The sequence below is a fragment of the Lactiplantibacillus sp. DA1 genome (assembly GCF_032681335.1).
Classification (GTDB): Bacteria; Bacillota; Bacilli; order Lactobacillales; family Lactobacillaceae; genus Lactiplantibacillus.
In genome coordinates, this window is record NZ_JAWHTQ010000006.1 from 124,820 (window position 1) to 145,419 (window position 20,600).

Sequence of the window (20,600 nt, forward strand, 5' to 3'; positions counted from 1 at the left end):
TCACTTTGTTAATTTCGGCGGGTAAAAATAATGATGACGACAAACTGGGTAGTACGCCTCATTACCCCCGATTTGAACTTGTTCGCCTTCATAGACTGGCTGACCATCGTGGAACCGTAAATTCATAATTGCTTTTTTACGACAAAACCAGCAGATCGTCTTCATTTCTTCAATCTTATCAGCATATAATAGCAAGTACTTGCTACCTTCAAACAATTCGTTGCGAAAATCATTCTTCAAGCCAAACGTCATGACTGGAATCTTCAATTTATCCACAACATTGGCCAACTCTAAGACATGATGTTTCTTCAAAAACTGGGCTTCGTCAATTAAGACGCAGGCCGCGTCCGGATTAGTCTGACTAACGACATCAAAAACATTCGTATCATCGAAGACTGGTGTTGCTTCCCGTTTCAGGCCGATTCGGCTAGCAACGTAGCCCACGCCATCACGATTATCTAAGCCACTCGTTAGGATGATGACCGACTTATCTTGTTCCTCATAATTATGGGCAACTTTCAAAATTTCAATGGTCTTACCACTGTTCATCGCACCATATCGAAAAAATAACTGTGCCAAGCGACTAATTCCCCTTTTTTACACATTTCTAATCAATTATAGCGGATTTGACCATGAATTTCAGCATTCTGTCATTAAAACTAATTAACGAATTGATAATATGCACTTAAATGGCGGGAGTATCACTTTTCTTTTAAGGACGTTCAGTATAAAATACTTGAGAGTAGGACATTTTGTCCGGTGATTATGATTTTAATACCCAGTTGTCACTTTTATTGATGATATCTGGGTAAATCAAGAATTAGGGGTACCGATAACTTATGTCAATTAATAGTACATTAGCCACTTGGACAGGTAAATCCGCGTACTGGTTTTTACACACTTTCCGTGGCGGTGGGAGCTCCCTCCCCGGCAAGTTGGCGCTGAAGCTTGATCCAACAATTTTAAAGCATCTCGCTAAGAACTACGACGTCATCGTCATCACTGGGACCAACGGCAAAACGTTAACGACCGCTTTAACGGTCAAGGTTTTACGTGAACAGTACCCTGACATTTTGACGAATCCAAGTGGATCCAATATGAAACAAGGAATTGTCACGACCTTTTTACGAGCACCTAAAGCCCATCAAAAGCCACTCGCAGTCTTGGAAGTCGATGAAGCTAACGTCATTATGGTCACCAAGTACATTACACCAAAAGCCTTTGTTTTCACAAATATTTTCCGTGATCAGATGGACCGCTATGGCGAAATCTACACGACTTATCAAAAAATCTTAGACGGCGTTGCCTTGGCACCGGAAGCCACGATTATTGCCAACGGTGACTTACCGTTGTTCAATGCTCAACAATTGCCAAATCCAATCCTTTATTACGGGTTTGACTACCAGGCCGATCATGACCAACAAGCACCAGCCAACACCGATGGCTTATTGTGCCCCCGCTGTCAGCATATTTTACGTTATCATAGCCGGACTTATAGTAATATGGGGAAATATTACTGTCCTCACTGTGGCTTTGAACGGCCCCAGTTGACATACAAGCTGAATGCGCTGACTGAAATGACACCCACCAGTTCTAATTTCGAAATCAACGGGCAAGCCATGCACCTAAATATTGGTGGTCAATATAACATTTATAATGCGTTGGCAGCATATGCAGTTGGTCGCTTTATGGATGTCACACCAGCTAAGATCGCCCACGCGCTCAGCGACAACGACGAGCAAGTCTTCGGTCGCCAAGAAACATTTCACGTTGGCGAAAAAGATGTGACGTTGATCCTTGTGAAGAATCCAGTAGGTCTTAACCAGGTTTTACAGACAATCAGTACGGATGATCGTCCCTTCTCATTTGCCGCTCTTCTTAACGCTAACTACGCAGATGGGATCGATACTAGTTGGATTTGGGACGGCGACTTTGAAAAATTACCGTCATTAAATATTCCCGCCTATATTAGTGGCGGTGAACGTTATCGCGATATTACGTTTCGGCTTAAAGTTGCTGGCGTACCTGAAGATCAATTAACGGTTATTCCTGACTTAACTAACATGACGGCAGCAATTCAAAAACTACCAACTAAGCAAGTCTATGTCGTTGCAACTTACACGGCAATGCTTCAATTACGAAAACAACTTGCCAGCCAAGGCATTATTGATGGGGGGATGGCTTAACCATGGCTTACACTTTGCACGCCGCACACCTCTACGGCGATTTAATGAATACGTATGGAGATATTGGTAACATTTTAGCCATGCGTTATTACGCACGAGCAGTCGACGCCGATATTACGGTTGACTTAATCAGCTTAGATGATCCGTTTGACGCCGACAAATATGACTTTGCCCTCTTCGGGGGTGGTCAAGATTATGAGCAAACCATTGTCTCCAAAGACTTACAGACGAAAAAAGATGCGCTGACTGCTTATATTGAAGCGGGCGGCCCATTATTAGCAATCTGTGGCGGCTTCCAAATGCTGGGTCACTATTATATTGGCGCTCACGGCGAGAAAATCGCTGGTATCGGCGCATTAGATCATTACACTTTGAGTCAAGATAACAATCGCTTTATCGGTAATATCACCATTGAAAATGCTGAAACGCATCAGACCTACTATGGCTTTGAAAACCATAATGGTATGACCTTTCTTGGTAAAGGCGAACGTCCGCTTGGTAAAGTCCTTCAAGGCAATGGCAACAATGGTAAAGATCAATCTGAAGGCGTAATTTATAAAAACACCTTTGGCTCTTACTTCCATGGTCCAATTCTCGCCCGCAATGAAGCGCTCGCTAAACGAATCTTGAAGTTAGCCCTACAACGCAAGTATCCTGATGGTCATTTCGATGTGCTCGACCGGCTCAATGAAGACCTCACTAAAAACGTGGTCGTTAAATCTTAATAGCTGGCAACAAAAGACACCACTGGACCGATGACTTGGTCAGTGGTGTCTTTTTACGCAATCAGCAAGATGCTTTAAATTAGCTTTGATAGCATACTTGTAAGCCTTGTCATTAGTGAAACCCTTTAAGCTATAATAAATATTTATATACTTTTAGATAGTGTTTAATAGCAAACTGACTTAATCAGTAAAAGTGCTAAAAAAAGACTGATACTAGCTTGAGCCAGTATCAATCTTTTTTATCATATCAGGGGGTTAACTAATTAAGCCTTGGCCCCTGGTTCTGAGGCGATAATTTGTAAATCACCCTTCAACGTCCATTGTTTAACATCAAACGGCAAGATAAAGTGAATGCCTTTGCTCAGTGGATAATCTTGACCATCAACGGTAATGCTTCCTTGACCGGCTAGTACTGAGACTAACGTATACGGTGCCGTTCCCCGATTAAAGGTCGCTTGACCATCCGTTAACCGCCATTGCCAAACGCCGAAGAATGGCGATTGTACGTACTTCGTCACCGTAGCATCCCCAACCTGCGTCGTCGTGATGTCGAGATCAGGATCATGATGAGGCACATTAGTAGTATCAATTGATTGTTGTAAGTGGAGCTCCCGCTTTTGACCAGTCGTCTTATCGACCCGATCCCAATCGTACAGCCGGTAAGTCGTATCAGAACTTTGTTGCGTCTCTAAGACCATAATACCTTTACCGACAGCATGGATCGTCCCCGATGGAACATAGAGAAAGTCGCCGGGTTTGACGGGCACACGCCGCAATAACTTATCCCATTCTCCATTATTGATCCATTCAGCAAGTTGTTCACGGGTCTGCGCATGGTGCCCATAAATCATGGTGGCGCCAGGTTCAGCCGCAATGACGTACCAACATTCAGTCTTACCGAGTTCATGCTCATGTTCAGCCGCATAAGCGTCGTCAGGATGAACCTGGACCGATAAGTCTTCACTGGCATCCAAAATCTTCGTTAATAATGGGAACACATCACCCTTGGCATTGCCAAAAACATCCCGGTGTTCTGCCCACACCTGGTCCAACGTCAAGCCGGCATACGGGCCATTTTCAACAGTCGCTGGGCCATGGGGATGAGCTGAAATAGCCCAACATTCGCCAGTATGGTCACTGGGAATATCATAGTCAAAATCATCATGTAACTTAGTCCCACCCCAAATTTTTTCATGAAATACGGGTTTTAAAAAGTACGGTTCACTCATAAGGTTTACTCACTCCATTGCTGAATTTAATATCTAAATTTTAGCATAAATGAAAGCGGTTGTGAAACCGAACCAACTAATTTGTAACCGTATCCGCCAACCACGCTGCAATTAATTGTCGGCGAGCTGGTAAGAAAGTCTGGTTATTGACAACTGGATGAACCCGATTGGATAGAAAGACGAATCCTTGTTGTCGCTGACGATCAAGCATCAGCAACGTCCCTGTATAACCAGTATGAAAAATGACGGGAGCCGTCTCAACCGAACGGTGCCATAGATTCCACCCAAAACTTCGGCGTAGATGTCGGTTGGGCGTCCAATCTTGGTACAAGTTCGCAATCGTGGCCTGTGTCAGCACAGTGGGAATATCAAGTTGCCCGAGCATCAGTTGAGAAAAACGAACCAAATCAGCGACACTCGCAAATAAACCGGCTGAGCCGCAATGCTCGCCTAAGACTTGCGCCTTGGGATCATGGACAATCCCCTGCAATAACCCAGTTTGGACTGAATACGTCGTCGGTACGACTTGCTCGCGGCGTGGTTGAAAACTCGTATGCCATAGTCCTAATGGTCGTAAAACGCGCTCGGTAATCAGCGGTTGAATGGCCTCACCCACGATCCGTTCAATCACCTGCCCCATGATGATCAGGCCTAAGTCAGTATACACGACGCGATGATTGCGATTACGATTACTGATTGGCAGCTGTTGCAACGCTGCTAGTAAGGCTTCTGCTGATAGTGCATTTCGATTGGGGATATACCCACTTAGTCCACTCGTATGTGTCATTAAATTACGACTCGTAATCGTAGTCGATTGCAAGGAGGGCAAATAATCATGCACGGGCCGGTCAATTTCAAGTAACCCATTCTGGATCAACTGTAACGCGACCGTAGTTGTCCCCACGACCTTAGTGACCGAAGCCAAATCATACATGGCATCCGCCCATAATGGCTTAATCGTCGGTTTCACCTGAGCCACTCCCGTCTGACCAGTATGTATCTCAGAACCATCGATCAGAGCATAGCTTGCCCCCGGAATCACTCGCTTTTGGACCATCTCGTTAATTTGTGCTTCAGTTTTCTTAAAAGTTCCCATTAATTTATTCATTCTCTCTTATTAGGATCATAATGCAGATGATGGTCAACACTAGTCAGCCGCACCGATTGATATTCATTGTAATCGCTATATTACGCTAATTATCATTGACACCGAAGATGGCTAAAAGTTGCCCTGCATGTCGATGCCTGTATGTCATCAAGTCTAGTACAACTGGCTTCCTTCAACACACTACCATTGCGGTTGTAACTTCAGTGCTTGCCACCAAACAGCCGTGGCAAAGTTACCAACCAATAACTAATCAACGCAAGCCCACCAATGATAAGTAGCCATTGTTTCGGCACCAACTGATGATTATACAGCAAAGTGCAACTCACCAGTATCCCCGTACTGACCCATTCAATCGCTTGCCAATGTTGGTTACTCCACTTTATCATTTTGCCAACCCCTTTATTTTAGCGTCTTTTTAGCGGCGCTGACATCACCGACCGCAATCTTTAACTAACCGTAAAATATCCCCTATTGCTGCCCCAGTTGAGAAAAGCCACCTATCAAACCGTGTCCTTATCATTCACAATACCACGCGTAATCTAACTACGCATACAAAAACGACTTTAGCCCACTCGCATAACGAGTGCCACTAAAGTCGCCATTTAATCGCACTAATAATAACGTACTTAGTCTAATTCAACTTTCTGAACCCAACCTTCAGGTGCTTCTCGATCGCCAAATTGAATGCCAGTCAATTCGTCATATAATTTTTTGGTGACTGGACCAACTTCCGTTTCACTGTAGAACACGTGTAGCTTTCCTTGATGTTCCAAGCCACCAATTGGCGAAATAACAGCAGCAGTGCCGCAAGCACCCGCTTCAGCAAAACGATCTAGATCATCAATATAGACATCGCCTTGCTCCGTCTTCATGCCAAATTTATGTTCTGCCAAGTAGAGTAATGAATACTTCGTAACAGATGGCAAAATTGATGGTGATTTTGGTGTGACGAAAGTGCCGTCCTTGGTAATACCAAAGAAGTTAGCTGACCCAACTTCTTCAATCTTGCGATGCTCAACCGGATCAAGATAAACACAGTCAGAAAACCCATTGGCATGTGCTTCTTGACCTGGGAATAAACTAGCAGCGTAGTTTCCACCAACTTTGTAAGCCCCAGTTCCTTTATGAGCTGCTCGATCATATTCAGACGTTGTAAAGTTCGTCGGCGTCATCCCACCTTTAAAGTAACTACCAACTGGCATTGCAAAAACCGTAAAAATATATTCTTGAGCGGGATGGACCCCAATATTACCGCCAACCCCAATCATTAATGGCCGTAAATATAAGGTCGCGCCCGTACCATATGGTGGGACGTAATCTTGATTAGCCTTAACAACTTGTTTAACGGCATCCACAAACATATCCGTTGGCACTTGTGGCATTAACAACCGTTCACAACTAGTCTGCATCCGTGCGGCGTTGCGGTCCGGCCGAAACAACTGAACACTGCCATCCTTAGTCCGATAAGCCTTCAAACCTTCAAAATCTTGCTGACCATAGTGCAATGCTGTTGAGCCTTCACTAATATGTAAAGTTGCATCCCCCGTTAATTCCTTTTTGTACCAAGCACCATCTTTCCAATACGCACGGTAACGGTACGGAAGATTCCGGTATTCAAACCCCAAGTTGTTCCAGTCTAATTGTACATCTGCCATATGCTTCGACTTCCTTCATATGTAATTTTTCAAATTAATTAATTTGAATTTAATTAAAAGATTAATAGTTAATTAGAACTTTGTCAAGAGGCATTAAAACATTTCCGACGTTCAAGTTATTTTTTGGTATAATGGGGGTAAATTTAGCAAAGGACTGGTTCGTTGTGGCTAGTAATTCAGATTCAATTTATAACGTTATGTTCTATATCGCTCATCATCCAACTGAAATTCAATTTACCCAACCAGAATACACTAACGTTGTCCGCATGGGTATTCCTGACCGAATCAAAGTCGCCAATCCCGACATTTATTTTCCTGACAACAAGTTATTAGTCAATCGCTTCCAAGACGACTTTGTGGCTAAAAACGGTAATTTACTCGATTTTTTCTTTGACTATACGGAGAAAAAAGTGCCTAATTACCATGAAGTCTGGGTCTCATCGGCGCACTTGCCGGCTAAGCACTTATACTTCTTAGAATTGTCATTTGAATAATTAACATGCCTACACCAATAACCAGACTTTCCGACCACTGGAATAACCCCATTAACATGGTTTACTCATCACCAAAAACACCCGCCATAGATTAACAACCTAATCTGTGGCGAGTGTTTTATGCTTTATTAAACCTAAGAACCAATACTTTACTTAGTCATAAAGATGTACAAGTCAGAAGCGGAGACCCCAATCGTAAACCGTACACCTTTTGAAGTGATTGGATCGATCGTCGTCGTACTACCATTATTATCCTTGGTTTCTTTTTGGAACTGCTTCATAACCGTCTTAGCATTGGCACCCGTTGTGGTGGTCATTAAGGCGAAGGCGGTCCCAAAATTCTTCTGACGTGTCTTATTCTTAAAAGCCTTGGTTGGAACGATCATTGCCGCTCCTAACACATCACCTTTTTGAACATTCAAACGAATTTTATAATCCTTAGTTGTTAACACATTGGTAATCCCATTACGGGGTGTCTTCGTTGGTAACAACTGGGATTTGACCTGCTTTTTAGCCGTCGCCATTGCTGCCGCAACTTTTTTCTGAGTCGTTTGCAAACTAGCAGCTTGTGTTTTTAGCTGGGCTGCCGCCGTTTGCTGAGCCTGTAACGTTTTCGCTCCCGTCATAGCTGATGTACCACCAGCCTTGATTTGTGCCTGTGCTTGCTTAACTTTAGCCTGAATCGTTGCCTGTTGCTTTTTAAGCGCAGCACCCTCAGCTTGCAACTTTTTCGCGGCTTTCTGATCAGACTTGCTTAATTTGGAAGCAATCAACGCCTGATTATAAGTCGTTGCCATCTTTTGATAGCCAACTAACTTCTTGGCCCCTTGCACGTGAACCGTAGTGGTATCCGAACCAGCCTTAATCTTCACCGTTTGGCGGGTTGTCTTGGTCGGAACTTGAATAACAAACGTATGATTATGCACCGCCGCCGTTTTCGTTTGTCCACCATCAAGCTGATAATGAATCGTTTTGACATTGGATTTTCCCTTAACGGCCGCCACTAACCCGTTCGGTTTGTATGTGGTTTTAGTCATTGATAAAGTTGTCTTACCGCAACCCGCTAACAATAATGCTAGCGCACCCGCGGTAACGGCAACCATTGCTGTTTTCCGGAACAATTGACACCCCTCCTTTAGTTGAGACTAATATTACCAGTGAATTGACTATTATATAGATCCGCATAGAACCCATTTTGAGCCATTAATTGTTCATGCGTCCCAGTCTCAACCACTGATCCATGGTTCATCACAATAATGTTATCAGCACCTTGAATGGTAGACAACCGGTGCGCCACTACAAAGCTAGTCCGATTCTTCAACAGACGTTCCATGGCGTGTTGGATATGAACTTCAGTCCGCGTATCGACGGAACTCGTTGCTTCGTCCAGAATTAAGATTTCCGGATTAGCAACAAACGCCCGCGCAATCGTCAACAGTTGACGTTGACCTTGTGAAATATTCGAAGCTTCTTCGTTCAAAACCGTTTGATAACCATCTGGCAACTTACGAACGAAACTATCAACGTGGGCTGCCTTAGCCGCCGCATAAATTTCTTCATCCGTAGCGTCCTCACGTCCATACTTCAAGTTATCAAAAATCGTGCCCGTAAAGAGCCAAGTATCCTGCAGCACCATTGCAAAGTGTGACCGCAAGTCTTCACGATGTAAGTCCCGTGTATCGGTCCCATTTAACTTGATGGAACCACCTTTAATATCATAAAAGCGTTCCAATAAGTTAATGATCGTGGTCTTACCAGCACCAGTCGGCCCAACAATGGCCACCTGCTGACCGCGTTTAACATCCAGATTATAATCCTTCATTAATAAAGCATTATCTGCATAACCAAATTGCACGTGTTGCAAGCTAATTAAGTTATCACTATCTGGTTCGGCTGGTAAGTTTGATTTAGTTTGCTTCATTTCTTCTTCATCGAGCACTTCAAAGACCCGTTCAGCAGAAGCTACGGTTGATTGAATCGTGTTCAACAAGTTCGCCATTTGTGAAATTGGTTGTGAGAACTGTTGTGTATATTGTAAGAAGGCTTGAATATTCCCAAGTGAAACATTCCCATTCGCCACATCAATCCCACCAATAATCGCTACGAACACGTAACCAATGTTATTCAGGAACATCATTAATGGCATAATAATCCCCGAAATAAATTGAGCCTTCCATGCAGATTGATAATAGTTATTATTTTGAACTTCAAAGTCATCGATGGCGTCCTGTTCCTTATTGAAGCTTTTAATAACCACATGACCAGCATAGTTTTCTTCAACTTGGTTATTCAGTAATCCCAGACTCTTTTGTTGCGTTCCAAAGAATTTTTGCGATTTTGGTGCAATCACACCAACCACGACCACACTCAATGGAATCGTCACTAATGCAATCAACGTTAACTTCCAACTAATTGTCAGCATCATCCATAGGGTCCCGATAAACGTTACGGTACTTGTGACCGCTTGGGTCAAGTTTTGTTGCAAGGTGTTGGCAATGTTATCCATATCATTGACGGCCCGACTCATAATGTCACCATTTGAATGGGTATCATAATATGAAATCGGCACCTTTTGCATCTTACCTTTAAACGAACGCCGTAGCTTATAAACCGTCCGTTGTGAAATTCGGGTCATGATGTACTGTTGAATAAAATTAAACAGTGCCGAGGCCAAGTACATGATCAAAACAATCATAATGATTTGGCCAATTTTTTCAAAGTTGATCGGGTAACCAGATTGGCTGATGCCAGCTTTTTGTTGCGCGGTCCCCTTCATAATCCCCTTATAAAGTTCAGTCGTTGCTTTACCTAAAATCTTAGGTGTCCGAATCTGGAAGATCACGGAAGCAATGGCAAAAATCATGACCACCGCCAAACCGACCCAGCGGTCTGACATGTAGCGCATTAATCGAATCGCCGTTTTCCAAAAACTCTTAGGCTTTTCAACCAGTCCAGCATGACCACCAGGGCCGTGACCACCAGCGGGACGGGCAGGCTTAGTTGAACTCGTATTCTTTTCGCTCATTACAGCTGATCCTCCTCTCGTAATTGTGACTTCATAATTTCTTGATAAACTTCATTATTAGCTTTTAATTCAGCATGGGTACCTTTACCGACCAATTTACCATTATCAAGTACCAAAATCAGATCAGCATCCGCTACCGTTGCAATCCGTTGTGCCACAATCACAACGACACTCTGTTGAATTTGCTTATCTTGCCGTAATTCAGCCCGTAATTGTGCATCAGTTTTAAAATCTAATGCTGAGAAGGAATCATCGAACACGTAAGCAGAAGCATGCTTGACCAGGGCACGGGCAATCGCTAACCGTTGCCGTTGACCACCAGAGAAGTTACCCCCACCCTGTTCAACGTGCGCATCCAAGCCGCCTTCTTCTTTTACGAAGTCCGTTGAGCGAGCGATCTCCAAAGCGTGCCAAATTTCGTCATCGGTTGCATGCTCGTTCCCAAACTGCATATTTTCACGAATAGTCCCCGTAAACAAGGTTGCCGTCTGCGGTACAAATGAAACCGCTTGATGCAACTCAGCTAATTTCAACTGCCGCACGTCCGTACCATCTAATTTAACTGCACCACTTTCGATATCATAAAATCGTGGGATCAGATTGACTAAGGTCGTCTTCCCAGAACCAGTACCACCAATAATAGCAACGGTCTGGCCGGAATGGGCTTTAAAATCAATATCTTCCAGTGCCAATTGTTCCGCACTTTGATACCGATAGTTCACATGATCAAATTCAAGACTGTGTTCAGTTGCGGCTGGTAACGTTGTTGCTTTTTCAGGATCAATAATTTTAGGCTCAATGTTCAGAACTTCTTGAATCCGGGAAGCAGAAGCGGCTGCCCGTGGGATGAACGCAAATACCATGGCCAGCATCATGAAGCTCATCAGCACTTGCATTGCATAAGTCATGAAAGCAATCATATTCCCAATTTGCATCGTTTGACTACTGATCAACTGACCGCCAAACCAAACAATGGCCACGTTAGTTCCACTCATGATCAAGGTCATTACCGGGTATGCTAAAGCGACGATCGTATTAACCTTAATTGCGTTATGCGTGTAATCTTGGTTGGCATCTTCAAAGCGATCCTGTTCAAACTTATCTTGACGGAATGCGCGAATCACCCGCACACCAGTTAAGCCCTCACGGAAAACCAGGTTAATGCGATCAGTCTTAGTTTGCATCGCCCGGAAAAGCGGAATTGCAAACCCCATAATCAAACCAATAAAAATTAGCAATACCGGAATGGAAACCACGAAGATCCAAGTTAATTCGTGACTCTTAGTGTACGCTAAAAAACTGGCCCCGACTAACATGATGGGGGCCATGATCATCATCCGCAACGCCATCATGGCGACGTTTTGAATTTGGACCACGTCATTCGTTGTCCGAGTAATTAATGAAGACGTCTCAACTTTATCGAATTCATCATTCGAAAAATTAATAACCTTCTTATAAATATCTGACCGTAAGTTTTTCCCTAACTGTTGTGATGATCGCGCCGCTAAAAAGACGTTCCCAAATGCGGCCACAACTGATAACAATGAAAAACCGATCATTTCAAAACCAATTTTCCAAATATAACTAATGTCACCAGTGGCAACTCCATTATTCACAATATTAGATGTCAAACTAGGCAAATTTAAGGTCGCAATCACTTGCACGATCATAAATAAGACCGCACCAATCACCGCTGGATACGAAATCCGACCTTTTGCTATTTTAAGCATTTACACGCTCCCCTTCATTCATTATTAAATTAATAATGCAGTATATTAATCTAACTAAAAACGGTCTGCTTGTCAACCATCTTTACAAGTCTCACGCAAACTATTGTAACGCACCCATCGCAGTTTAGCACCTAAAAGGGTTTAAGAATTTCTTAAGGTCAGTGTCACGATGGCATTAAAAAAGCACCACGTTATCAATGTGATAACATCGTGCCATACTTAACTAGTACTTCTTAAATACTTTAGGGAACGCTAGTCGTTAACACGGCTTTTCAGGCATTCACGTTTTACTCTTTAGTTTCGATTTTTAAGTAGTGTCGCCGCTTTAGACGGTGGTCCGCCGTAAATGTTAACCAGCGTTGGTTCTCTTATGTATCGCTAGTCAGCATCCGATATGTATATACTTTCCCCCCATCTTGCCGGTAGTATGACTAACAGCCGAATTAATTCGACCATAGGCTATCTGCACCTTAACTAATAGGTTCAGATTATCAATCGCCATCGCTAACTCACTCCCCTGATGCTTCGTTATCGCCGGCGTAATTAACAACGTACCCACACTAATCATTATGATAACCAATAACACCCCAATAACCCCTTTTTTTCATACATATTATCCTCAAAATTAATTATTTTGTTCAGCGTATCGAAAACCAGTACTTCTGACTACCTTAACTAACCTTTTTTACCAGTTTTAGAAATTACTAACCAAGTTCGGTCTTCCTTAATCATTAAATGAAATTATTTTAACAATGTCTCAATAATTATCGCACTTTTGAAGCTAATCCATTAAAATAGGTAATAGTTTTCAATTATGGGGGGATTATCATGTACATGCGGGGTATCAACTATTTATTAAGTCTAATCACAACACTCGGCCTCTTAGCCGGCTGTCAGGCGGCTTCACCGACAACTAAACAAGCCAGTAGTCAGTCATCTAAGACTGATGCCAAGAACGCACACGGCACACTTAAGCACCAATCACAAGCACATCCCTATCAACATTGGCATTCCGTTAGAGTGGTTCACTTGCCGATCCTGATGTATCACAGCATTTCCAGTGGGAACCAGTTACGCGTCCCTGCCAAAGAATTTCGGACAGAGATGACGTACTTAAAAACCCATGGGTACCGGACATTGACTGCTAATGAAGCCGTCTACGCTTTAAAACATCGGCGCCTTCCACAAAAGAAAGTCGTCTGGGTCACACTCGATGATAGCTACAAGGACAACATGACAGCGGCTTGGCCTATTTTAAAACAGACGCACCAACATGCCACCATCAATTTCATCACCGGCTTTACCCATAAAAAGAATCACTTAACTTTAGCCGATGCCAAGCAGATGCAGGCTTCCGGCAATATTGACTTTCAAAGTCATACCGTTCGCCATTTAGACTTAAATAACTTAACTTACCAGGTCCAATTAACCGAATTATCGAGTTCAAAAAAATGGCTCGATCATAATTTACAGCAAAATACTAAAGTTATTTGTTACCCGGCTGGACGTGCAAACGATCAGACTATTAAAGCCGATAAGCAGGCTGGTTATCAATATGCACTGTCAACGGCACCTGGCATCGCCACTAGCACACAGAACGCATACAACCTCACTCGACAACGGGTCGTACCTGGAATGTCGTTAAGGGCCTTTCAGACACTATTAACGACTACCAACTAACAGTCTTTACCGATAGTAATTCAAGTTACTGGTTAATTGACCCTGTACAACTGTTGTAATCTGATAATTGTCTTTAATTTAGGATACGAATTCATTAACATTGTTTGGCCCATACTAGGTATTCGTCTTTTCAATTGATTTTAGGCTACTCGATAAATGGACAGGCTCATATTGGGTCGACATACAGATAATACGGCTAACTTAAATTCATCAACACCAAATATTAGCGCCGTCATCTGGCATCAATAGCAAAAAATCAAGCGTCAGAATGTTGGAATATCAACATTCTGACGCTTGATTGCTTCTCATTAATTATCACTTTATCACCCGCACGGGGATCGAACCCGTAACTCCGCCTTGAGAGGGCGACGTCTTAACCAATTTGACCAGCGGGCACAAATTCATTTATTATCTTACCGAATGATAAGCGGCTTGTCAAATCAATTATGACTTTTGCCATCGAAAAACCGTAACAACAGCTAACCCAACGAACAAAATCAAACAATAAACTACACTGCCCCAAAAAACAAATGTCAATAATTGCGGTAACAAAAAATTACGCATAACCGCTAAGCCGATTGACGTGACAGCCCAGACGATCAGCTGTTGCCGTAAATGATTAAATAAACGATCTAATTCTGATTTAGACACGCTCTCACCTTCCCATCAATTAGTTTAGCCATCCACTGCTACTAAGTTCAAGAAAAAATACAAAAAACATGCATAAAGTTTCACCAAAGTCTTGACAGCATTTGATGGAAAAGTTACTATTAAATAGTTGTTATTGGGTATTCGCCAAATTGGTAAGGCAGCGGACTCTGAATCCGTAATTTACTGGTTCGAGCCCAGTATACCCAATTAGAATTCATGATTAAACACTAACGTAGGCTTCGACTTGCGTTAGTGTTTTTGTGTTAATCAGGGCTAAACAAATGAAATTTTCTTTTTTCTCCAACAAAACGGTTTACGGACTTGAATCGGGGTTTATAATAGATTATGTAGACTGTCTGTGAAGCCTTTTAAATCGTCACTATTTTGAAATCAATACAAAGGAGATAATGTTGTTGGTATACAAAGATGTTTTTGGTATCGATCACGATGATTGTCACATTGTCCAGACGCGGCACGAGTTTAACCGGATCTTCATCATTGAGAATGAAGTTGGCTCACGCTTTACTTGCATTAAGGATGGTGCCCCACTAGAGAAAAAAATGTCTGGACACTGGAAGTATGCAAAAGCTAGCGATGCCCCGAAAAACTATGCCGTTCCTTATAAGGCTCAAAAAAACTAACACCCATTGAAAAGAGGATTATGATGCGGCGTTATCAACCGTCACCCAAATCAAATGGTCGGGTCCACCACTCGATCAACCATAACACCAACCCCTACTATGGACAACGTGGTGCCGATTGGGTCAAGGACACGAATGCTTCGTTGTTCAATGCCCAACATGAGCGCTCCCAAGCAAAGAATCACGTTGAGCGCCAAGTTCGCCACAGTATGCGTCAAGTGCTATGGGTGGTCGTGGCAATTATTGCAATGTTACTTGGTGGTTTTATCTTATTCTCGTTAGCAATCAATATTTGATGACAAAAAGAGCAATTCAGCTTATTTGACAGCTGAATTGCTCTTTTTATTAGCCTTTTATTTCCTTGGTATCTACTAAAACTTTGCTGACCATTCGAAGCTCATCAGTTAATTCAGAAGTTCGAATCCGGCCAAATTCATCTAAGAACTTACCGAGACGTTCTTCATTAACTTTTTCAATAACTCGCGCCAATTTTTCACCTTTCGCAGTTAACGTTAAATAACGATACCGGCGATCATAAGGATCAATGTTTAGCACAATTAAATCATTGTTGATCAAGTAAGTGAGCTTCCTTGAAATCGCTGAAGAAGAAACGTGGCGGTCAGCGGCTAGCTCTTTCACCGTAATTCGATGATCAGTGCTATGGTCAAGATAGTAAAGAATTAAGAACTGTTCAAACGACACATCCGCATCAGTCACCATCGTTTGGATAATCTCACGAAGATGGCTTTCGAGCCAGGACATGCCCACTAAAACTTTCTCGAACAGTTCCGCATCATCGTACTTGGCTTTTTTGGTATTAGTCTTCATCATTATTAAAACCCCATTCATGCGTCACGTTCAAGGCATCATCAACAACCCCGTGATTAGGCACGGACTTCTGCTGCTGGCATGATCGTAATTTCAAGATCACGCGTCATTTGTTTTTCAATCGCAGTCTGAACATCATGATCCGTCACAACTAAGCTTGACAACTTACTCTTACCGCTAATGATATCCTGAACATGTTGGTTATCCAAATCCTCAGCAGATACGATTGGTAAAAGATGGAAGCTATCGTTCGTTGCTTGCAAACACTGATCGAATAATGGTGAATTGATACCCATCACTAACACACTGTTTTGTTGTTGTAAGACTGATGCCAACCACCAGTTCAACAATTGCGTTTCAGAATGGAAGACATTCGTGATGGCTTCTTCCTTATTCACTAATTGAATTGACAATTCGTGGTTACTACCGTATTGCTTGACCATTGCTAAAGAGTGGTCTGGACGATAGAAGTTTTCTAGTGTCACTTGTGAGTTATTCGTCCGATCAAGATACTGAGTAACTGATAAGAACCCAGCAGCATCATAGACGTCACGACGAGTTGCTAATGAACCATTGAAATAAGTCATATACCAGATGGCACCATTCTTACGGTACTTCAACGTCATAATTGGGTTGCCACCATCATCGGCAATGGACACAATCTGCTGGTCAGCATTACGTTTATACTGCCATGCCGGATTATCAGGTAATTCTGGCTTAGTCTTTGCAACCGCCCCTGGAACCTTCGCCTGAATCGTATAGTACATATTATATAATCCGGTACGCTTGTCAACGAGTCCAGCCGCTTGATAATTATTCCAAATATCTGGCAAACTATCATTATAGTTAACGGTAATCACGTTGGCATTATCCTTAACCTCACTCTTTAGTAAGCCCATAATCATTTCCATTGAAGCTTTTTCTTCACTAGATAATGACTGAATCAAGTCCGTGCTGAATAAGAAGTACTTTGCCGACTGATCGAATTCAACGGGTGATACTAAGTGCGTCGTCCCGTAATCCGATTTTAACTTTGCATCGATTCCTTCGACCTTTTGTTGCAAGCCCTTAACAATCGTTGCGTTTTGATCATAGTCATGTTGTAGCCGATTAATCTTCTGGTTGATCAAGTTAAGTGAACGTTCCTGTTCATCTTGGGCACTCTTCTTTTTACGATCATAAGCCACTAACGCATCTTGAGCGGTATGTAGGTCTTTTTCCGCACTCGTAATCGCGTGTTCTTTCCGCGAACGTTCACGGGTTTCAGTCTGTTCACGTTTCTGGAGTTTCACGAGTTCACTGTTGATTGCGTCACTCTTTTGGTACAGGTCCTGAGCTTGCTTTTCTTGCTGCTTCATCAAAACGAATAACTTCTTTAAGTCTTGTTCGCCCTGAATTGCTTTGCGCATGTCAGCTTCATTTTGCTTCAAATCAGCTAATGATTGTTCTGACTGCGTAATCTTCTTCTCTAACGATTTGATGGTCTGATCACTCTTAGCAAGAGCTTTCTTAGCATCATCATAACGTTTTTGAGAAGCATTGATGGTCTTAACCATCCCTTGCCGTTCGCCATCGTTAGTGTTAACAACTTTATCCTGCTTAGATAAGGTGATCTTAGCATCTTTTAACTGTTGTTCTAAGTTTAGTTGTTCGGCGACTAAGGTTTCGTACTGTTGCTTTTCGTGCTTACGGTCCTGAACTAATTGAACCTTAAGCTCCCCACGTAAAGTTTGGTATTGTTTGTTTAAATCAGCCATTTCACGTTCAATCGCCGCACTGTTCTTTGCCGCCGTTTGGGTAGCACGCCGCTGATTAACCCGGTTTTGACCCTTAACTGGGGCACTAGTCGAAGCCGTTACGCTACTACTAGTTGGCCGGACACCACTAGCCGACCGAACATTGGGGGTCGTGCTACTTTGGGTTGCCTTTGGTTTTGGCTTCTGAGCAGCAACGGTTGAAGTCGCCGTTGCACGCTCAGAATGATTACGATAATCCTCATTCTTATCTCTGCGCTTTTTATTGAACATCTTCATAATGCAACTCCTCCATAAACTTGATTGTTTGCTCAAAGAGTAGAAAGGTCATCCCTGACCTTTCCATCCGTTCAGCAAATAATCAAGCTATTCTAATTATTATGCTTCATGCTTCCGACGAGAAACGCCAAAGTATAGCGCTGAACCCATCAATAAGGTTGAAAGACCTAGGACAGCCAAGGCAGTCCCGTTTTCGTCTTCATCAGTTTGAGGTAACGTCTTCGCATCAGAAGTCGTCTTCGTCGTCACAACTGGTTGTAATGATGCTGATGCAGGAACAACGCCACTCGTACCATTGCTAGTTGCAGTCGTCGTTGGCGTTACTTCATCATCAGAAACCGTGGTTGCTGGTGCAGTTGAAGTTGCCGTCGTTGATGAACCAGTGTTGACAGTGTCATCACTTGGTGTCGTAACAGGCGCAGTAGTAGTTGTACCAGTACCGCCACCATTGACGTTATCACCAGTACCAGGTGCCGTTGTTGGTGCAGTCGTGATTGTTCCGCCACCGTTATTGCCGTTGTCACCAGTACCAGGTGCAGTCGTTGGTGCTGTGGTTGTACCACCATTATCATTCTTAGCATAAGTTAAGGTGATCGTCGCGTCATCAGCCACCGTACCACTCAAAGCACCATCAGCTGACTTGTAAGTGTAGCCATCAATTGAAGGTGTTGCGACCGTGTAAGTGTCCCCAACTTTGTAAGTTGTGGTCGTCGCACTCTTGATCGTATTACCATCTGCGTCAACATAGTTAACTGTGATCGTCTTAGTCTGTTCAGTTGGAGTAGTGCCACCGTTCTTCGTGTAAACAAGGGTAACTGTGTTACCGTTGTAAGCAATCGTTCCGGCGATGGCATCACCAGTGGCATGGTCATAAGTGTAACCAGCAATTTCTGGTTGACCAACCGTGTAAGCTTGACCAACGATATATTCAGTTACGTTGGATGCTTTGATGGTGTTACCATCTGCGTCAACATAATTGATCGTCAAGTTAGCTTTATTTTCAACTGGTGTCGTTGAATCCTTGGTGTATGTTAAGGTAATCGTCTTATTACCATCAACCGTACCAGTCAAAGCGGCATCAGCTGACTTGTAAGTGTAACCATCGATCGTTGGCGTATCAACAGTATATGTTGAGCCATTGTCCAAAGTTTGGATCGTAGCTGCTTTGATCGTCTTACCATCAGCATCAACGTAGTTTACGGTAATCGTTGATTGTTCAACTGGGGCCGCATTCTTGGTGTATGTTAAGGTAATCGTCTTATTACCATCAACCGTACCAGTCAAAGCGGCATCAGCTGACTTGTAAGTGTAACCATCGATCGTTGGCGTATCAACAGTATATGTTGAGCCATTGTCCAAAGTTTGGATCGTAGCTGCTTTGATCGTCTTACCATCAGCATCAACGTAGTTTACGGTAATCGTTGATTGTTCAACTGGGGCCGCATTCTTGGTGTAAGTTAAGGTAATGGTCTTATTGCCATCATACGTTCCAGTCAAAGAATCACTAGCTGACTTATACGTGTAACCATCAATGGTTGGTTGGTCAATCGTGTAAGTCGTGCCGTTATCACCAGTTGAAGTAGTTGGATCCTTGATTACGTTGCCAGCTTCGTCAACATAGTTTACAGTGATATCAGATTGTTCGACAATTGGAGCATATACAAAAGTTACTGTATTAACACCAGCAACAAGCGTACCAGCAGCAACATTACCTGATTGAACATCACCGTCACCAATCTTGTAACCCGTGTAGGTATAACCATCGAGACTTGGAGCCGTCAATTTGTAAGTACCACCAGCACGGGTAAAGGTTCCATCAGTACCCTGAGTATACTGATTAGACGTAACCACAGTTGAACCATCAGCAGTTTGATAGTTAACTACAATACCAGTATTTTCAGCATATACTAATACAACTTCATTATTAGTAGCATCTGTATCAACTGTACCAGTTAGACCACTTGCATCACCAGTAACATTATTGCTTGCACCATAGAGGGCATAACCATCGATTGTTGCTGGATTAATAGTGAAGGTTGTTCCAACTTTGCCACTCTTAGTTACGCCGCCATCAATCTTAGTATACTTTGGAGTACCATCAGAATTAACACCAGTGATTACAACATATGCCACCGAAACATCCTGAGCATCTTCAGCTGGAGTTGTAACTGTTGTATCCGTAGTTACGTCTGTTGTATAATCCCAACCGATTTGATTCGATCCCGCTGCAGTATCATGAACAGCACTTGGAATATCAGTAAAAGTTAAACCGCCATTGGCAGCACTACTGGTGGTAGCAGTGTAAAGATAATTTAGTTGTAAATAACTGTTATCTGCGAGTGAATCGGCGTAAACGATGCTAGGCATACCAGCTGCATCATTATCAGTAAGCGTTGTGGTTGTACCATCAGTAATAACCCCATTAGTTAGCGTGTTACCAACTGTATATGACGCTAATTTCCAGGTACCAGTTGCAGAAGCGACGTTCCCTTTCAATGCAAATGAGCCATTAGCATCTGTCCAATCAACACTTGAGTTTTTGGATAATGTGACTGTCACATCATAAATAGTATCAGCCTTGGTAGCAAAATTCGTCCCACTAACAACGGAGCTTA

19 protein-coding genes and 2 tRNA genes are annotated in these 20,600 nt (G+C 42.9%); 7 read left to right on the forward strand and 14 right to left on the reverse strand.

Features of this window, described 5'->3' with window-relative positions; translation table 11 throughout:
* Positions 1–579: a thymidine kinase gene (locus RXV91_RS10525; RefSeq protein WP_033609657.1), complete on the reverse strand. Its 579-nt coding sequence runs from the start codon at positions 577–579 to the stop codon at positions 1–3.
* A gap of 260 nt (positions 580–839) precedes the next feature.
* Between RXV91_RS10525 and RXV91_RS10530 the strand changes: the two genes are divergently transcribed.
* Together RXV91_RS10530 and RXV91_RS10535 are read left to right on the forward strand one after the other, a co-directional pair.
* Positions 840–2,186, forward strand: a complete 1,347-nt coding sequence (locus RXV91_RS10530) for a Mur ligase family protein (protein WP_316439824.1) — start codon at positions 840–842, stop codon at positions 2,184–2,186.
* Between the two features lie 2 nt (positions 2,187–2,188).
* A complete protein-coding gene (locus RXV91_RS10535; RefSeq protein ID WP_316439825.1) occupies positions 2,189–2,911 on the forward strand; it encodes a glutamine amidotransferase in 723 nt (240 codons plus the stop codon).
* Positions 2,912–3,174: 263 nt separating this feature from the next.
* On the opposite strand, the gene manA is transcribed toward RXV91_RS10535, so the two are convergent.
* The 4 genes from manA to RXV91_RS10555 all read right to left on the reverse strand — a co-directional run bounded on the left by manA (position 3,175) and on the right by RXV91_RS10555 (position 6,903).
* Positions 3,175–4,140: a mannose-6-phosphate isomerase, class I gene (manA, locus tag RXV91_RS10540; RefSeq protein WP_316439826.1), complete on the reverse strand. Its 966-nt coding sequence runs from the start codon at positions 4,138–4,140 to the stop codon at positions 3,175–3,177.
* Between the two features lie 76 nt (positions 4,141–4,216).
* Positions 4,217–5,236, reverse strand: coding sequence for a serine hydrolase domain-containing protein (locus RXV91_RS10545; RefSeq protein WP_316439955.1), 1,020 nt, complete (start codon positions 5,234–5,236; stop codon positions 4,217–4,219).
* A 212-nt stretch (positions 5,237–5,448) separates the two neighbouring features.
* The gene (locus tag RXV91_RS10550; RefSeq protein ID WP_316439827.1) at positions 5,449–5,634 is read right to left on the reverse strand and encodes a hypothetical protein; all 186 of its coding nucleotides are present in this window, start codon (positions 5,632–5,634) and stop codon (positions 5,449–5,451) included.
* A gap of 240 nt (positions 5,635–5,874) precedes the next feature.
* Positions 5,875–6,903 carry a branched-chain amino acid aminotransferase gene (locus RXV91_RS10555; RefSeq protein ID WP_003641425.1) on the reverse strand — a complete coding sequence of 343 codons (1,029 nt, stop codon included), beginning with the start codon at positions 6,901–6,903 and terminating at the stop codon, positions 5,875–5,877.
* Positions 6,904–7,034: 131 nt separating this feature from the next.
* Between RXV91_RS10555 and RXV91_RS10560 the strand changes: the two genes are divergently transcribed.
* The gene (locus RXV91_RS10560) at positions 7,035–7,397 is read left to right on the forward strand and encodes a hypothetical protein (protein WP_316439828.1); all 363 of its coding nucleotides are present in this window, start codon (positions 7,035–7,037) and stop codon (positions 7,395–7,397) included.
* 149 nt (positions 7,398–7,546) lie between these two features.
* Here the strand turns inward: RXV91_RS10560 and RXV91_RS10565 are convergent, their stop codons facing one another.
* From RXV91_RS10565 to RXV91_RS10580, 4 genes are all read right to left on the reverse strand, one after another.
* Positions 7,547–8,518 (reverse strand): hypothetical protein, encoded by a 972-nt coding sequence (locus RXV91_RS10565; protein WP_316439829.1) that lies wholly within the window; start codon positions 8,516–8,518, stop codon positions 7,547–7,549.
* A gap of 14 nt (positions 8,519–8,532) precedes the next feature.
* The gene (locus RXV91_RS10570) at positions 8,533–10,422 is read right to left on the reverse strand and encodes an ABC transporter ATP-binding protein (protein WP_316439830.1); all 1,890 of its coding nucleotides are present in this window, start codon (positions 10,420–10,422) and stop codon (positions 8,533–8,535) included.
* A complete protein-coding gene (locus RXV91_RS10575; protein WP_316439831.1) occupies positions 10,422–12,152 on the reverse strand; it encodes an ABC transporter ATP-binding protein in 1,731 nt (576 codons plus the stop codon). Before RXV91_RS10575 ends, RXV91_RS10570 begins: the two co-directional genes overlap by 1 nt.
* 382 nt (positions 12,153–12,534) lie before the next feature.
* Positions 12,535–12,720: a hypothetical protein gene (locus RXV91_RS10580; protein ID WP_316439832.1), complete on the reverse strand. Its 186-nt coding sequence runs from the start codon at positions 12,718–12,720 to the stop codon at positions 12,535–12,537.
* A gap of 260 nt (positions 12,721–12,980) precedes the next feature.
* Here RXV91_RS10580 and RXV91_RS10585 point away from each other — a divergent pair, with 260 nt between their 5' ends.
* Positions 12,981–13,832 (forward strand): polysaccharide deacetylase family protein, encoded by an 852-nt coding sequence (locus RXV91_RS10585; protein WP_316439833.1) that lies wholly within the window; start codon positions 12,981–12,983, stop codon positions 13,830–13,832.
* Positions 13,833–14,155: 323 nt separating this feature from the next.
* Here the strand turns inward: RXV91_RS10585 and RXV91_RS10590 are convergent.
* Positions 14,156–14,228, reverse strand: a tRNA-Glu gene (locus RXV91_RS10590).
* A gap of 48 nt (positions 14,229–14,276) precedes the next feature.
* Complete coding sequence (locus tag RXV91_RS10595; RefSeq protein WP_021732652.1) at positions 14,277–14,483, reverse strand: hypothetical protein; 207 nt, start codon at positions 14,481–14,483, stop codon at positions 14,277–14,279.
* A gap of 134 nt (positions 14,484–14,617) precedes the next feature.
* On the opposite strand from RXV91_RS10595, the gene RXV91_RS10600 reads away from it, so the two are divergent.
* The 3 genes from RXV91_RS10600 (at position 14,618) to RXV91_RS10610 (ending at position 15,420) form a co-directional block, all read left to right on the forward strand.
* A tRNA-Gln gene (locus RXV91_RS10600) sits at positions 14,618–14,690 on the forward strand.
* 200 nt (positions 14,691–14,890) lie between these two features.
* Positions 14,891–15,124, forward strand: coding sequence for a hypothetical protein (locus RXV91_RS10605; protein ID WP_021732653.1), 234 nt, complete (start codon positions 14,891–14,893; stop codon positions 15,122–15,124).
* A 20-nt stretch (positions 15,125–15,144) separates the two neighbouring features.
* Entirely contained in the window at positions 15,145–15,420 is a 276-nt protein-coding gene (locus RXV91_RS10610) for a hypothetical protein (RefSeq protein WP_316439834.1), read from the forward strand.
* Positions 15,421–15,469: 49 nt separating this feature from the next.
* On the opposite strand, the gene RXV91_RS10615 is transcribed toward RXV91_RS10610, so the two are convergent.
* The 3 genes from RXV91_RS10615 to RXV91_RS10625 all read right to left on the reverse strand — a co-directional run bounded on the left by RXV91_RS10615 (position 15,470) and on the right by RXV91_RS10625 (position 20,352).
* Entirely contained in the window at positions 15,470–15,955 is a 486-nt protein-coding gene (locus tag RXV91_RS10615; protein ID WP_003642771.1) for a MarR family winged helix-turn-helix transcriptional regulator, read from the reverse strand.
* 53 nt (positions 15,956–16,008) lie between these two features.
* Positions 16,009–17,985 carry a hypothetical protein gene (locus RXV91_RS10620; protein WP_316439835.1) on the reverse strand — a complete coding sequence of 659 codons (1,977 nt, stop codon included), beginning with the start codon at positions 17,983–17,985 and terminating at the stop codon, positions 16,009–16,011.
* Between the two features lie 99 nt (positions 17,986–18,084).
* On the reverse strand, positions 18,085–20,352 hold the full coding sequence (locus RXV91_RS10625; protein WP_396426770.1) for a beta strand repeat-containing protein: 2,268 nt from the start codon (positions 20,350–20,352) through the stop codon (positions 18,085–18,087).
* Positions 20,353–20,600: the final 248 nt, after the last annotated feature.

What these genes read in the sequence shown, in the direction of transcription:
- RXV91_RS10530 (WP_316439824.1), top strand. Translation starts at nt 840, where the DNA reads ATGTCAATTAATAGTACATTAGCCACTTGGACAGGTAAATCCGCGTAC.
- RXV91_RS10535 (WP_316439825.1), top strand. Translation starts at nt 2,189, where the DNA reads ATGGCTTACACTTTGCACGCCGCACACCTCTACGGCGATTTAATGAAT.
- manA (WP_316439826.1), bottom strand. Translation starts at nt 4,140, where the DNA reads ATGAGTGAACCGTACTTTTTAAAACCCGTATTTCATGAAAAAATTTGG.
- RXV91_RS10545 (WP_316439955.1), bottom strand. Translation starts at nt 5,236, where the DNA reads ATGGGAACTTTTAAGAAAACTGAAGCACAAATTAACGAGATGGTCCAA.
- RXV91_RS10550 (WP_316439827.1), bottom strand. Translation starts at nt 5,634, where the DNA reads ATGATAAAGTGGAGTAACCAACATTGGCAAGCGATTGAATGGGTCAGT.
- RXV91_RS10555 (WP_003641425.1), bottom strand. Translation starts at nt 6,903, where the DNA reads ATGGCAGATGTACAATTAGACTGGAACAACTTGGGGTTTGAATACCGG.
- RXV91_RS10560 (WP_316439828.1), top strand. Translation starts at nt 7,035, where the DNA reads ATGGGGGTAAATTTAGCAAAGGACTGGTTCGTTGTGGCTAGTAATTCA.
- RXV91_RS10570 (WP_316439830.1), bottom strand. Translation starts at nt 10,422, where the DNA reads ATGAGCGAAAAGAATACGAGTTCAACTAAGCCTGCCCGTCCCGCTGGT.
- RXV91_RS10575 (WP_316439831.1), bottom strand. Translation starts at nt 12,152, where the DNA reads ATGCTTAAAATAGCAAAAGGTCGGATTTCGTATCCAGCGGTGATTGGT.
- RXV91_RS10580 (WP_316439832.1), bottom strand. Translation starts at nt 12,720, where the DNA reads ATGATTAGTGTGGGTACGTTGTTAATTACGCCGGCGATAACGAAGCAT.
- RXV91_RS10585 (WP_316439833.1), top strand. Translation starts at nt 12,981, where the DNA reads ATGTACATGCGGGGTATCAACTATTTATTAAGTCTAATCACAACACTC.
- RXV91_RS10605 (WP_021732653.1), top strand. Translation starts at nt 14,891, where the DNA reads ATGTTGTTGGTATACAAAGATGTTTTTGGTATCGATCACGATGATTGT.
- RXV91_RS10610 (WP_316439834.1), top strand. Translation starts at nt 15,145, where the DNA reads ATGATGCGGCGTTATCAACCGTCACCCAAATCAAATGGTCGGGTCCAC.
- RXV91_RS10615 (WP_003642771.1), bottom strand. Translation starts at nt 15,955, where the DNA reads ATGATGAAGACTAATACCAAAAAAGCCAAGTACGATGATGCGGAACTG.
- RXV91_RS10620 (WP_316439835.1), bottom strand. Translation starts at nt 17,985, where the DNA reads ATGAAGATGTTCAATAAAAAGCGCAGAGATAAGAATGAGGATTATCGT.
- RXV91_RS10625 (WP_396426770.1), bottom strand. Translation starts at nt 20,352, where the DNA reads ATGCCTAGCATCGTTTACGCCGATTCACTCGCAGATAACAGTTATTTA.